Consider the following 14,242-nt stretch of genomic DNA (forward strand, 5'->3'; position numbering starts at 1 on the left):
TCGCCGACGCTGGTGCGGAGGTCTACGCCGGCCGCTGATACCGCTGTCACCAGACCGGTTCCCCACTCAGTCAGAAGTCGGCCACCGACCTCAACCACTGTGCGACTTGTGTCCATTACGCCACCAGTCCTGCGCGCACTGGCGTTTCCATCGTCAATCGCTTCGAGAGGTTGGTATCCAGTTCGCCGGACCAGACCATGTGCCAGACCACGGCGATGGCCTCCCCGTTTCCGGTATCCAGACGAAATAGGGAGCCCAGAGTCGCGGCGTCGTTACTTGCTTCCTTCCCGATCTCGCCAGCCACCTGGTCATACCAGGAAGGCCTTCGGCGGTAGCCGTGCAGCCACAGAAGGTTTAGGCGTTCTACGCGGTCGAGCCCGTTGAATACCTCGTGGCGCCATCCCACATTCGCGCAGGCGGCCTCGACCATTGCGACCTGAAGCTTGAATTTGTCGTCCATCTTGTGCGGCAGGCGTGCATTCCAGAGCGTTACCGACCCGGTGTCGTCAAGGCTGAGTAAGTCGGGCGTGTTTTTCGCCGAGGACGATCCGCCCCGCTTCAGCTGACACGGTTGCGGTACCAGCGCGACGACATCGTGGAGCCGGTCCAGGCGTCGCAAGAGGTCATGCTCGAGGCCCGACTCGAGTTCAAGGTGGTCGCGCATGGTCAGTGAATACGCAGTGACCGGTATGTGCCGTTGTCGCTCCGACGATCGAGGCTTGCGAATCGGAACTACACGTGCAAGATCCGGCGGACCGTCAGACTGCCAGTTCCACACACGGGACACCTTGTCGCCAGCGAATCGGAACCGCCAAGTCACCGCCGCGCCGGAACTCTCGGTCAAGTGACACCTCCGCTTCGGCAGGAATTAGCAGCAAATCTAGCAAGAAATCGAGGTCGGAGAGCCGCTAAGGGAGGAAGTCGACAAACGGTCAGCGAGGCATTTCGCGTGATAGGCCGACGTCTCCTCCGCCCCATCAGCGGTCCGTGTCGGAAGGTTGCTATAGGTTGCTCCCATGGCCAAAGGCGATCAGGTCGCGCCGTCGACGAAGTTCGAGCAGACGCTGCGGGCATCGGCTCAACTGCCGGGTGTGCAGATCAACCGGGAGGCCTTCCTCCGCAGAGAGCTGAAGCGATACTGCACCGACGAGCAGATCAAACTCGCTATCGCCACAACACCGGCCGAAGCAGGCGTAACACCTCAAGTGATCGACAAGATCGCCAACAGCGTGATCAAGTACGAGACCGGCAAGGTGACGACACTTTCCACGGCAGCTGGCATCCCCGGAGGCCTCGCAGCGATCGGCACGGTCCCGGCCGATATCGCACAGTACTATGGCTACCTTCTTCGCGTCGTCCAGAAACTCGCCTACATCTACAGCTGGCCGGAGCTCTTCGACGACAACGCCGACGGAATGGACTCCGCGACCGAAAGCATGCTCACGCTGTTCATCGGCGTGATGTTTGGCGTGAACGCGGCCCAGGCCAGCGTGGCGCAAGTCTCGAAGTTGATCGCAAGTGAAGTGGCCAGGAAGCTGCCGCAGAAGGCTCTCACCAAGGGTGCGATATATCCGGTGGTCAAGAAGGTTGCAGGGCTCCTGGGCATTCAGATGACCAAGCAGGTCTTCGCCAAGAGCGCAGCCAAGGTCGTGCCGCTGGTAGGAGCGGTTGTCTCGGGAAGCCTGACCTTCGTCACGTTCATGCCGATGTCGAAGCGGCTCCAGAAGCACCTCGCAACCCTTCCGCTGACCAAGCCCGGTCACGGAGTCACCACACAAGCGCCGAATCCGCCGAGCACATCCCCAAAACCAGCGCCAACGTCATCTGCGAATTAGACGAGCTCATCCCACTGGCCAATCGCCGATGGCCGGCCGCCAGACGCCGGTCACTTCAGACCCTTCGTCGCCCGGTTTCACCGCGCAATCGGCGATTCCCAGGCATAGATTGCCCGGCAAAATTAGCAGGAAATCACGCGAAAACGCGGGCTACGGGCAACGCTCGACCGACCATGTTTGCCCTAGTCAGGGCGGTTCTTACGCCGTGATCAGGCTTGTTAAACAAGCTGGACCACCTTGTTAATCTTCGCTGCATCTCGACACTCGCCCAACTGGCCGCGGTCGACGCGGTTCCACCCGCCTCGCTGGTCGGGCCGGCCCAGTCGGCGATCGACGCCGGGATCGTCGGCGTCGACGACGGGGGAGCGCTGCGGTTCACCCACGATCTGTACGCCGATGTCACCTATCGACAACTCGATCCGATGCTGCGCTCGGTGCTGCACGATGCGATCGCCAGCCATCCCAGTACCCGGCACGATCCGCAGTCCGTGGCTCATCATCGAATCGCTTCGGGCAGTGACGAATCCGCGATGTTCGCGGCGGTACGCCGCGCCGAGAGCGAACTCGCCAGCACACCGGCGGTCGCGGCGGAACTCCTGCAGACGTTGGCCGGCACCGCACGTCCGTCGGCGGGGGTCAACACCGCACTCGCGCTCGCCCTCGCCCGAACCGGGCAGCTCGACCGGGCTTCACGCGTCGCCGAGGACGGCATGGCACTGGCGACCGAGATCGCCGAGTTCGCCGAGCTGCATCGGATCCTGTTGTTCGCCCTGATCGCCAAGGGGGACACCGACCGGGTGCGGGACCTGATCGACGAGACCCTGCAGCTCCCGGTCGGCGACGACGTCGCCGGCACGCTCACCGACCTGCGGCACTACGTGGGCATTCTCGACGGACGAAGACCCGCGCCGGACACCCCGTTCTTCGACGTCGAGCGGGACGCGTCCACCCGATCGGTGTCCGGCCTGATCGCCGAGGCGCTACGCCGGTTCCTGCGCGGCGAGGTGGAGGAGGCGCTCGGGATCGCGCTGCTCGCCTCGCGTCGGGACGCGGCGGAATCCGCCGGCGGCACACTGTCGACGTCGTCGGCCGACATCTGGCCGTCGCTGATCGAACAGTATGCGCACGGCCCGGCGGCGGCGGCCGACCTGCTCGCGGGTGCCGCCCGGTTGCGATCGAGCCGGGGCGCCGACTGGATGACCGCCTACCACGAGTTCACCCGCGGCGGAATAGCTCTCGGGCTCGGCGACCTCGACGACTCGGCGGCATCTTTCGATGCCGGACTGGATCGCGCGGACTCCGCGGACATGGGCTGGAAGTCGATGGCGGTCGGCGGGCGGGCCATGGTCGACGTGCTGCGCGGCGACCTGGCGGCCGCGTCGACTCGCCTCGACGCGTGGGACGACACGGGGTTACCGGACCAGTTCGGTTTCCCGGTGCCCACCCGCGCCCGCGCCCTGCTGCTCGAGGCGAACCGGAAACTACGTGCGGCCGCGACGACAGCCGGCCGCGCATGGGACCACGGCCGCCGGTTCGGTCTGTACTCCTGGCTGCCCACCGTCGTTCTCGAGACCGCGCGGATCGGCGCGCGTGCGGGCGACACCGCGCTGCTCGGCAGCATTCTGGACGGGCTCGACGAGTTCCCGGTACCGCCCGCGCGGCCCATGTCCGGGCCCGTCGCGGTGGCCCGCGCGATGTGTTCGGTGGTGCTCCACGACGCGGACCCGTTGACGATCGTGCACGCCGCCGACGAGTACGCCGAGATCGTGCAGGCGGTCGGGGACCGGCAGTCCGAGGCGTGCATGTGGGAGGAAGCCGCGTGCGCGGTCGCCCTTTCGGGAGACCGGGACCGCGCCCGCGAGCTCGCCCGGCGAGCGATGCGACTGACGCGTGCCATGGGAGCAAGCACCAGCTCCGCACGCGTGGCCTCGCGGTTGCGTCCGTTGGGGATTCGGCTCGACCCCGCGGCACGCGACCGGCCGACCCATGGTTGGGACAGTCTCACCAAGACCGAGACGACCGTCGCCGAACTGGTCGCGGCCGGCATGAGCGGCGGCGAGATCGCCGACCGACTGTTCATCTCGACCCGCACGGTGCAGACCCACGTCTCCCACGCCCTCGCCAAACTCGGCCTGCGCACCCGCGTCGAACTCGCCGCGTTCGTCGTGGGTCGGCAGCAGAACTGAGCATCGTCGCACGGTTGGCGCAGATTTCTCCGTCATGACGCAGATGTACGCGTCATCGGCCCGGCGGACAGTGGATGTACCCCAACGAGGACCCACCTCGGCCGTACCGAAGGAGACCAGCCGTGAACGCCAAATCCATGATCTTGGGACTAGCCCCCTGGTTCGTGTTCGCCTGGGCGGCCGAACGCCTGGGTGCCGACCACGTCACGCTCGCCGCGATCGCCGCCTGCGCGCTGGCCCTGGCCGTCACCATCTACGAGGCCGTCCGCACCGGCGGCGGTTGGAAGATCATCGACGTCGCCGGGGTCGTCCTGTTCGGCGTCATCGCGCTCATCGGCATCGTCGGTGACACCCAGGTCGATGAAGCGCTCGTGTTCTTCGGTCGCGGTGGTTCGGCGTTCGTCCTCGCCGCGGTCATGGCCGTGTCCGCGTTCACGGTTCCGTTCACCGAGCAGTACGCCCGCGAGACCGTCGATCCCGCCCTGTGGCACTCACCGGTGTTCCGCGCGAAGAACCGCCAGATCAGCCTCTTGTGGGCCGGGGCGATCGCACTCATGGGCTGCTCGCACATCGTCGCCGGATTGCTGGCGTCGTCGGCATCGGTGTCCGGCAGCCACCCGGGCAACATCCTGCTCAACTGGGTCGTGCCGATCGCGCTGATCGTGTTCGCGGTCAAGCGGACCCGGGCAATCGCCGACGCGGCCCCCAGCGCGCCCGCCGCCTCCACCGCCCCGACCGCCGGCTGACCCCCGCGGCACAGCCCTCCTACCGACCCGCCCTAAGGACATCCGATGACCATCACCACGCCCCCCACCCCCGCCCCCGTCGACCTCGCGCATCACGCCCACCTCACCGGTGTGTACGCCCCGCAGCGGGAGGAGGTCGATGTCACCGACCTGCCCGTCCGCGGCGAGATCCCCGCGGATCTGCGCGGCAGCTACCTGCGCAACGGCCCCAATCCGCGTTTCGATCCCATCGGATCGTTCGTCTATCCCCTCGACGGTGACGGCATGGTGCACCGGATCAGCATCGACGGCGGTCGCGTCGGGTACACCAACCGCTTCGTCCGGACCCCGATGGTCATCGCGGAAGAGGCTGCCGGACATGCACTCTGGTCCGGGCTCACCGACGGGTACACACCACCCGCGAGCGTTGTCGGGGACGAACTCGCCGGCACCTACCGCGAACTGCCCGACATCAACATCGTCCGCCACGGCGGACGGTTGATGGCGATGGCCGAATCCGACCAGCCCTACCTGCTCGAGCCGTCGACGCTGGCGACGCTGGCCAAGACCGACTGCGACGGCGCGATGCGGGTCGGCAGTACCGCCCACCCGAAGATCGACCCGGCCACCGGAGAGATGGTCTTGTTCAACTACGGACTCGAGTCGCCATACCTGACGTGGTCGGTGGTGTCCGCGGACGGGACGACGACCACCGGGCCCACGCCGGTCGACGGTCTGGACAAGTCGGTCATGATCCACGACATGGCCCTCACGTCGCGGTACCTCGTACTCTTCGTGTGCCCGTTGATCTTCGACCTCGAAGCCGCGATGACCGGTGGCTCGCTGCTGTCTTGGCAACCCGACGACGGCACGCGCATCGCCCTCATCCCGCGCGACGGCGGTCCGGTGCGCTGGGTCCAGACCGACCCGTTCTGGGTGTGGCACTTCGCCAACGCCTTCGACGGCCCGAGCGCCGAGGACGGTGTCACCGTCGACTACGTGGAGTGGAGCTACCCGGGTGGTTTCGCCGCCGAACCCCGGCCGGCGACGTCGGCGCTCACCCGCGCGATCATCCGCCCTGATGGCACCATCACCCGGAACACGATCAGCGACAACGCCTTCAACATGGAGTTCCCGCGAGTCGACGACCGGTTGCTCACCCGGGACCACCACCGCGTGGCAACGGTGGCGAAGGGGCCCCGCGACACCGATGCCACCGACAGTCTCTGGTTCCACGATCTCTCCGCCGGCACCGAGACCTTCTGGAGTCCCGGAACCGCGATCGGCGAACCGATCTACATCCCGGGCGTCGAACGCGATCACTGGGGCGCGATCGGCACCGACCCCGCCGACATGCGGTCGTACTTCTACCTTCTCGCCGCCGACGAGCCGACGGCCGGACCGGTCGCCACCGTCGAACTCCCGATCCGCGTCCCCGCCGGGCTGCACGGGGCATGGCTCGCGGACCCTTCGTGACGCGCCCTCCGCAGGCTCCGGGCGCTCCTCAGGGGGCGGGGGGTGAAGCGGGGATCGTAGACTCGTGCCTCCTTCCTGAGCAGCGAGCTTCATTCTCTGTTCCCTGAGGTGCGAGCGAAGCGAGCCGCGAAGGGTCTCGCAAGGCATCTCACCAGGCCCTTCGTGGCTCGTCGCTATCGCTCCTCGCACCTCAGGGACCAGTGCTCTTGCGATTCCTTCGGTTCAGGGAAGAGTGAGTGTGCGAATTATTCGGATTTGATTCTGTACGAGGGGCCCTTCGGATCATGTAGCAACCGGCGCGGTCAACTCGATGAACCGCGCAGCGATGTCGATGGCCGACCGCGCCTCGGCCGACAGGCGGGGGATCAGCTGGAAGACGTGCCCCTGGTCCGGCCAGGCCTGGATCACCGAAACCCCTCCGGCGCCGGTGATCTCGTCGTGGGTGGCCCGGGCGTCGGCCCCCATCACCTCGCGCGCCCCGTATTGGATGAGCGTCTTGGGCAGGGTCATGTCCGGGGTGAGACGGACGCGCATCCGTGGATGATCGGGGTCGGCGGTCCGGGTGTAGAGCCGCAGGATCTTGCGGGCGGACATCGCGTCGATGATCGGGTCCCGTACCCCGGTGCGCTGATTGCGCACGGCCAGTTGGAAAGTCGGGTCGTAGAGCGGCGAGAACAGCACCATCGAACCCGGTTGCGGGGTCCCGGTGGCGTGGTTGACGGCGAGCAGGTCGAGAGCCAGGTGGCCGCCGGCGGAGTCACCCGCGACCACGATGTCCTCGGCGCGGTACCCCTGGGACAGCAGCCAGCGATAGCCGCGGACGGCGTCGTTGCCCGCGCACGGCCAGGCGTGCTCGGGGGCGAGCCGGTAGTCCAGGCTGAAGGCGGGCAGCCCGGTCTTGTTGCCGAGCCGGCCGACCAGGCCCCGGTGCGTTCGCGGCGAGCACACCACGTACCCGCTCCCGTGCATGTAATACAGAATCCGCGAACCGGGGATCGGAGCGCTCGCCTGCCGGCCGATGACCCACTCACCACGGACCTGCCCACCCCGGAAGTTCTCGCGCACGATCTCCACCCGGGTGTTGGCCGGGGGTGGGTTGATCCGCTCGATGGTCCGGTTCAATGCCGGGCGCGTCCGCTGGATCATCTGCGCGGTGACGCGGGGGTGGCTGACCCCGGCCGCGGTCATCATCGGCCAGGTGACCCGGGCCAGATAGGCGTTGACCGCACGGGAACGCCGCGAACCGTACGGATCGACGCCCAGACGGCCGAACGGATGCGCGAGGAGATCCGCTTCCGGGGTGGGCTCATCGGCCGGTACGGTGACGCTCATCACCTGACGGTAGTGGCTCGACGACGTGCGGGTGCGGGATCGGTCAGGGCGAGACCCGGCCGCAATCGGGCCGCGACCGTCGACGCTCCCGAACCGCCCGCGCGGGCCGTCTCCGGGGCGGACCCCGAATCGCCGGATTTCCGTCTGACGTGCACCGGCGGTGTCTCTGTGGTAACCGGATTTCGAGAGTGAGCCCTTCGCGTGGAAAAATGACTCACAATGCTCATACGGCTGCCCGGGGGCGCTCTGGCGTGCTGCGCGCGGTAGCTGCGATGAGCAGGGTGGTTCGGGTCCCGACGATGCGGCCCGAAGGGACCGTCAGCAACGGCGCTGACCGGGACTCACCGCCGCTGTGATCGTCGGCTCTGCCCAGGTCAGCCCCGATGCGGGTGGAGCACGACGACGCCGGGGACATCGTGGTCCGCGGCCCGACACGGCCGGGTGTGGCCCCAGACATCGACGACGGGTAGTGCGTGCACTCCTCGCGCGCAAAGTGAGGCGAACTATGAAGCAGGCTCCGGGACCGGTGGGTCTCTACGACCCACGCAACGAGCACGACTCGTGTGGCGTGGCGTTTGTCGTGGACATGCACGGGCGGCGCAGTCGCGACATCGTCGACAAGGCGATCATGGCGCTGGTCAATCTCGAGCACCGCGGCGCCGCGGGTGCCGAGCCCAACACCGGCGACGGTGCGGGCATCATGATCCAGGTCCCGGACCGTTTCCTGCGGGAGACCGTGGACTTCGAGCTGCCCGCGGAGGGCAGCTACGCGACCGGTATCGCCTTCCTGCCCCAGGGCTCGGAAGACGCCCGCCTCGCCTGCGAGGGCGTGGAGAAGGTCATCGAGGCAGAGGGTCTGACCCTGCTCGGCTGGCGCGAGGTGCCGACCAACGAGAACTCGCTCGGAGCACTTGCCCGCGATGCCATGCCGACCTTCCGGCAGGTGTTCGTCGGCGGCGCGGAGGGCATGGAACTCGAACGTCGCGCCTACGTCGTGCGCAAGCGGGTCCAGTACGAACTCGGCAACAAGGGCGCCGGCGCCGACGGGCCCGGACGTGAGACCGTCTACTTCCCGAGCCTGTCCGGACGCACCTTCGTCTACAAGGGCATGCTGACGACGCCGCAGCTGCGGGAGTTCTACGTCGACCTGCAGGACTCGCGTGTCGAGAGCGCGCTCGGTCTGGTGCATTCGCGCTTCTCCACCAACACCTTCCCGTCGTGGCCGCTGGCGCATCCGTTCCGCCGCGTCGCCCACAACGGCGAGATCAACACCGTCACCGGTAACGAGAACTGGATGCGGGCCCGCGAGGCGCTCATCGACACCGCGGCCTTCGGGGCCGACGCGGCGTCGAAGATCTTCCCGATCTGCACCCCGGGTGCGTCGGACACCGCCCGGTTCGACGAGGTGCTCGAGCTGCTCCACCTCGGTGGACGTTCCCTCCCGCACGCCGTGCTCATGATGATCCCGGAGGCCTGGGAGCGTCACGAGTCGATGAAGCCCGAGCACCGGGACTTCTACCGCTACCACTCCGCGCTGATGGAGCCCTGGGACGGACCGGCGTCGGTGTGCTTCACCGACGGCACCGTCGTGGGTGCCGTGCTCGACCGGAACGGCCTGCGGCCCAGTCGGATCTGGGTCACCAAGGACGGGCTAGTCGTGATGGCCTCCGAGGTCGGCGTGCTCGACATCGATCACTCCGACGTCGTGCAGAAGATGCGTCTTCAGCCCGGCCGCATGTTCCTGGTGGACACCGCTGCCGGCCGCATCGTCGACGACGAGGAGATCAAGGACGAGCTCGCCGCCGAGCACCCCTACGGTGAGTGGCTCGAGCAGGGACTGGTCGCGGTCGACGACATCGAGGCGCCGCCGCATCAGCACATGCCGCACGACCGGGTCGCGCTGCGCCAGCAGGTGTTCGGCTACACCCGTGAGGAACTCGACCTGCTGGTCGCGCCGATGGCGAAGACCGGTGCCGAGGCACTCGGCTCGATGGGTACCGACACCCCGATCGCGGTGCTGTCCAAGCGCCCGCGCATGCTGTTCGACTACTTCCAGCAGCTGTTCGCCCAGGTGACCAACCCGCCGCTCGATGCGATCCGCGAAGAGATCGTCACCAGCGTCGGCGGCACCATCGGCACCGAGGCCGACCTGTTGAACCCCGGCCCCGAGTCGTGCCGTCAGATCGAGCTGCCGTCGCCGGTCCTCGACAACGACACGCTCGCGAAATTGGTGGAGATCAACTCCAACCAACGACGCACTGCCCGGTTTCCGCAGCGTCCACATCCACGGCCTCTACCCGGTGGCCGAGGGTGGCGCCGGTCTGCGCAAGGCCCTCGACGAGGTGCGTGCGAAGGTCAGCGCCGCGATCGACGACGGCGTGAACCTGGTCATCCTGTCCGACCGCGAGTCGGACGAGACCTACGCACCCATCCCGTCGCTGCTGCTGACGGCTGCGGTGCACCACCACCTGGTGCGGGAACGCAAGCGCACCCAGGCCGGTCTCATCGTCGAGTCCGGTGACTGCCGCGAGGTCCACCACGTGGCCGCACTCGTCGGTTTCGGTGCGGCAGCGGTGAATCCGTACATGGCCTTCGAGTCGATCGAGGACATGACCGAGCGCGGTGTGCTCGGCAACCTCGACTTCGCCACCGCGCAGAAGAACTACATCAAGGCCGCCGGCAAGGGCGTGCTGAAGGTGATGAGCAAGATGGGCATCTCGACCCTCGCCTCGTACACCGGTGCACAGCTCTTCCAGGTCATCGGTATCTCGCAGGAGACCGTCGACGAGTTCTTCACCGGGCTCAACAGCCAGCTCGACGGCATCGGTCTCGACGAGATCGCCGCCGACGTCGCGACCCGCCACGCGCTGGCGTTCTCCGATCGCCCGTCCGAGCGCGCCCACCGCGAGCTCGAGGTCGGCGGCGAGTACCAGTGGCGCCGCGAAGGCGAGTACCACCTGTTCAACCCGGACACCGTCTTCAAGCTCCAGCACTCCACGCGCACCGGCCAGTACAAGGTGTTCAAGGAGTACACGAAGCTGGTGGACGACCAGTCCCGACAGATGGCGTCGCTGCGCGGCCTGTTCGACTTCAATTTCGGTGACCGCGACCCGATTCCGATCGAGAAGGTCGAACCGGCCCGCGAGATCGTGAAGCGGTTCTCGACCGGCGCGATGAGCTTCGGTTCGATCTCCGCGGAGGCGCACGAGACCCTCGCGATCGCCATGAACCGGCTCGGTGGTCGCTCGAATTCCGGTGAGGGCGGCGAGGATCCGCGGCGCTTCCATCACGACGAGAACGGTGACTGGCGCCGCAGCGCGATCAAGCAGGTCGCGTCGGGCCGCTTCGGCGTCACCTCGCACTACCTGTCGAACTGCACCGACATCCAGATCAAGATGGCGCAGGGTGCGAAGCCGGGTGAGGGCGGGCAGCTGCCGCCGCACAAGGTGTACCCGTGGGTCGCCGAGGTCCGTGGTTCGACGCCGGGCGTCGGCCTCATCTCGCCGCCCCCGCACCACGACATCTACTCGATCGAGGATCTCGCGCAGCTGATCCACGACCTGAAGAACGCCAACCCGCAGGCCCGCATCCACGTGAAGCTGGTGTCCGAGGTGGGCGTCGGCACCGTCGCGGCCGGTGTCTCGAAGGCGCACGCCGACGTCGTCCTCATCTCAGGGCACGACGGCGGTACCGGCGCAACGCCGTTGACCTCGGTCAAGCACGCCGGTGCGCCGTGGGAAATCGGCCTGGCCGAGACCCAGCAGACCCTGCTGCTCAACGGACTCCGCGACCGGATCGTCGTGCAGGTCGACGGCCAGCTCAAGACCGGTCGCGACGTCGTGGTCGCCGCCCTGCTGGGTGGCGAGGAGTTCGGTTTCGCCACCGCGCCGCTGGTGGTCGCGGGTTGCATCATGATGCGGGTGTGTCACCTCGACACGTGCCCGGTGGGTGTCGCCACCCAGAACCCGCTGCTGCGTGAGCGTTTCGCGGGCAAGCCGGAGTTCGTCGAGAACTTCTTCCTGTACATCGCCGAAGAGGTCCGGGAACTGCTGGCGCGCCTGGGCTTCCGCACCCTACAGGAGGCCGTCGGTCACGTCGAGGCGCTCGACACGACCAAGGCGCTCGCGCACTGGAAGTCGGAGAAGGCGGGCAAGCTCGACCTGTCGTCGATCCTGGCGATGCCCGAGTCGCCGTTCATGAACCAGGACCTGTACTGCTCCGGCGTGCAGGACCACGGCCTGGACAAGGCGCTCGACCAGCAGCTCATCGCGCAGAGCCGCGAGGCCATCGACCACGGCACGCGGGTGTCCTTCACCTCGAAGATCACCAACGTGAACCGCACCGTCGGCACCATGCTGGGCCATGAGGTCACCAAGGCCTATGGCGCACAGGGTCTTCCCGACGGGACGATCATCGTCGACTTCGCCGGATCGGCCGGCAACAGCTTCGGTGCCTTCGTTCCCAAGGGCATCACGCTGCGCCTCGAGGGCGACGCCAACGACTTCGTCGGCAAGGGTCTCTCGGGCGGTCGCCTCGTGGTCCGTCCGGCACGCAACGCGCCGGACGACTTCGTCGCCGAGCACAACATCATCGCCGGCAACGTGATCGGCTTCGGTGCCACCGCGGGCAAGATCTTCCTGCGCGGCATCGTGGGTGAGCGCTTCTGCGTTCGCAACTCGGGCGTCACCGCGGTGGTCGAGGGTGTGGGCGACCACGGCTGTGAGTACATGACGGGTGGACGCGTCGTCGTCCTCGGCGACACCGGCCGCAACTTCGCGGCGGGCATGTCCGGCGGTATGGCGTTCGTCTTCGACCCCGAGGGCAAGCTGGCCGACAACCTCAACACCGAGCTCGTCGACCTCGAGCCGCTCGAGGACGAGGACATCGAGTTCCTCGCCACGATCATCGAAGAGCACCGCGCCGAGACCGAATCCCCGGTCGCGGCAGCGCTGCTCGGCGATTGGGACAGCGCCCAGACCAAGTTCGCCAAGGTCATGCCGCGCGACTACAAGCGTGTGTTGCTGGCCATCTCCGAGGCGGAGAAGACCGGGCGAGACGTGAACGAAGCGATCATGGAGGCCGCACGTGGCTGACCCCAGAGGATTTCTCAAGCACCCCGAGCGGGAGCTGCCCGACCGCCGCCCGGTGGAACTGCGTCTGCTGGACTGGAAAGAGGTCTACACCGACTTCGACAAGGGCCATCTGAAGACGCAGGCGAGCCGCTGCATGGACTGCGGTATCCCGTTCTGCCACAACGGCTGCCCGCTGGGGAACCTGATCCCCGAGTGGAACGACCTGGTCTACAAGGACCAGTGGCGCGACGGCATCGAACGTCTGCACGCGACGAACAACTTCCCGGAGTTCACCGGCCGCCTGTGCCCGGCTCCGTGCGAGGCGTCGTGCGTGCTGGGGATCAACCAGCCGCCGGTCACCATCAAGCAGGTCGAGGTCGAGATCATCGACAACGCCTTCGACAACGGCTGGGTGACCCCGGTCATGCCGTCGGAGAAGACCGGCAAGTCGGTGGCCGTCGTCGGCTCCGGGCCCGCGGGACTCGCTGCGGCGCAGCAGCTCACGCGTGCCGGACACGACGTGACGCTGTTCGAACGGGCCGACCGCATCGGTGGCCTGCTCCGCTACGGCATCCCCGAGTTCAAGATGGAGAAGCGCCACATCGACCGTCGTCTCGCGCAGATGGAGGCCGAGGGCACCGTCTTCCGCACCGGCGTCAACGTGGGTGTCGACGTCACCGTCGAGCAGCTGCGCGCCGACTTCGACGCGGTGATCCTCGCCAACGGTTCGACCATCGGTCGCGACCTGCCGATCCCCGGGCGTGAGCTCGACGGCATCCACCAGGCCATGGAGTTCCTGCCGCAGGCCAACCGGGTGCAGCTCGGCGACGAAGTCGAGGGCCAGATCTCGGCCAAGGGCAAGAAGGTCATCATCATCGGCGGTGGCGACACCGGCGCCGACTGCCTGGGCACCTCGCTGCGTCAGGGCGCGGAGATCGTCCACCAGTTCGAGATCATGCCGAAGCCGCCGATCGAGCGTGCCGAGTCGACCCCGTGGCCGACCTACCCGCTGATGTACCGCGTGTCGTCGGCCCACGAAGAGGGCGGCGAGCGCGTCTTCTCGGTCAACACCGAGCAGTTCCTCGGCGAGGACGGCAAGGTCACCGGACTCAAGGCGCACGAGGTCGTCATGCGCGACGGCCGCTTCGAGAAGGTGGAGGGTTCGGACTTCGAGCTCGAGGCGGACCTGGTGCTGCTGGCCATGGGCTTCGTCGGACCCGAGCGCGAGGACCTCCTCGACAAGATGGGCGTCGAGTACGACCCCCGCGGAAACGTCAAGCGCGACGGCAACTTCGCGGCTGTCGGTCAGCCGGGTGTCTTCGTCGCCGGCGACGCCGGGCGTGGACAGTCGCTCATCGTGTGGGCCATCGCCGAGGGGCGCTCGGCCGCTGCGGCCGCCGACGCGTTCCTCACCGGGGCGTCGGACCTGCCCGCACCGATCGTGCCCACGCAGGTCGCGCAGCGCTGATCGCGCGTCGCACTCAGCAGTACTCGACTCCCGCTCACCCGCTCAGGGTGGGCGGGAGTTTTGCGTAGGCAGATCCGTCGTTCCACGGGAGTTCCGCAGGCGGCAACACGCCTGCCGGATGCCCGACCTAGACTCGGCGGTAAAGCTG

The 14,242-nt window shown here is 67.4% G+C and carries 7 protein-coding genes and 1 pseudogene; 6 read left to right on the forward strand and 2 right to left on the reverse strand.

Features of this window, described 5'->3' with window-relative positions; translation table 11 throughout:
• Nucleotides 1-115 precede the first annotated feature (115 nt).
• Entirely contained in the window at nt 116-820 is a 705-nt protein-coding gene (locus tag MVF96_RS01140; protein ID WP_306302404.1) for a TnsA-like heteromeric transposase endonuclease subunit, read from the reverse strand.
• Between the two features lie 196 nt (nt 821-1,016).
• On the opposite strand from MVF96_RS01140, the gene MVF96_RS01145 reads away from it, so the two are divergent.
• The 4 genes from MVF96_RS01145 (at nt 1,017) to MVF96_RS01160 (ending at nt 6,222) form a co-directional block, all read left to right on the forward strand.
• A complete protein-coding gene (locus MVF96_RS01145; protein WP_014924716.1) occupies nt 1,017-1,835 on the forward strand; it encodes a hypothetical protein in 819 nt (272 codons plus the stop codon).
• Nucleotides 1,836-2,050: 215 nt separating this feature from the next.
• On the forward strand, nt 2,051-4,021 hold the full coding sequence (locus MVF96_RS24470; protein WP_272498762.1) for a helix-turn-helix domain-containing protein: 1,971 nt from the start codon (nt 2,051-2,053) through the stop codon (nt 4,019-4,021).
• A 122-nt stretch (nt 4,022-4,143) separates the two neighbouring features.
• Nucleotides 4,144-4,767, forward strand: coding sequence for a hypothetical protein (locus tag MVF96_RS01155; RefSeq protein ID WP_065631305.1), 624 nt, complete (start codon nt 4,144-4,146; stop codon nt 4,765-4,767).
• 45 nt (nt 4,768-4,812) lie between these two features.
• Nucleotides 4,813-6,222 carry a carotenoid oxygenase family protein gene (locus MVF96_RS01160; RefSeq protein WP_247450869.1) on the forward strand — a complete coding sequence of 470 codons (1,410 nt, stop codon included), beginning with the start codon at nt 4,813-4,815 and terminating at the stop codon, nt 6,220-6,222.
• A gap of 282 nt (nt 6,223-6,504) precedes the next feature.
• Here the strand turns inward: MVF96_RS01160 and MVF96_RS01165 are convergent, their stop codons facing one another.
• Nucleotides 6,505-7,554, reverse strand: coding sequence for an alpha/beta hydrolase (locus MVF96_RS01165; RefSeq protein ID WP_247450870.1), 1,050 nt, complete (start codon nt 7,552-7,554; stop codon nt 6,505-6,507).
• A 505-nt stretch (nt 7,555-8,059) separates the two neighbouring features.
• Between MVF96_RS01165 and gltB the strand changes: the two are divergent.
• A pseudogene (gene gltB, locus MVF96_RS01170) lies at nt 8,060-12,647 on the forward strand (glutamate synthase large subunit).
• A complete protein-coding gene (locus MVF96_RS01175; RefSeq protein WP_247450871.1) occupies nt 12,640-14,094 on the forward strand; it encodes a glutamate synthase subunit beta in 1,455 nt (484 codons plus the stop codon). The pseudogene gltB and the gene MVF96_RS01175 overlap by 8 nt, the downstream one beginning before the upstream one ends.
• Nucleotides 14,095-14,242 lie beyond the last annotated feature (148 nt).

The sequence above is a fragment of the Gordonia hongkongensis genome (assembly GCF_023078355.1).
Lineage (GTDB): Bacteria > Actinomycetota > Actinomycetes > Mycobacteriales > Mycobacteriaceae > Gordonia > Gordonia hongkongensis.

What these genes read in the sequence shown, in the direction of transcription:
- MVF96_RS01145 (WP_014924716.1), top strand. Translation starts at nt 1,017, where the DNA reads ATGGCCAAAGGCGATCAGGTCGCGCCGTCGACGAAGTTCGAGCAGACG.
- MVF96_RS01160 (WP_247450869.1), top strand. Translation starts at nt 4,813, where the DNA reads ATGACCATCACCACGCCCCCCACCCCCGCCCCCGTCGACCTCGCGCAT.
- MVF96_RS01165 (WP_247450870.1), bottom strand. Translation starts at nt 7,554, where the DNA reads ATGAGCGTCACCGTACCGGCCGATGAGCCCACCCCGGAAGCGGATCTC.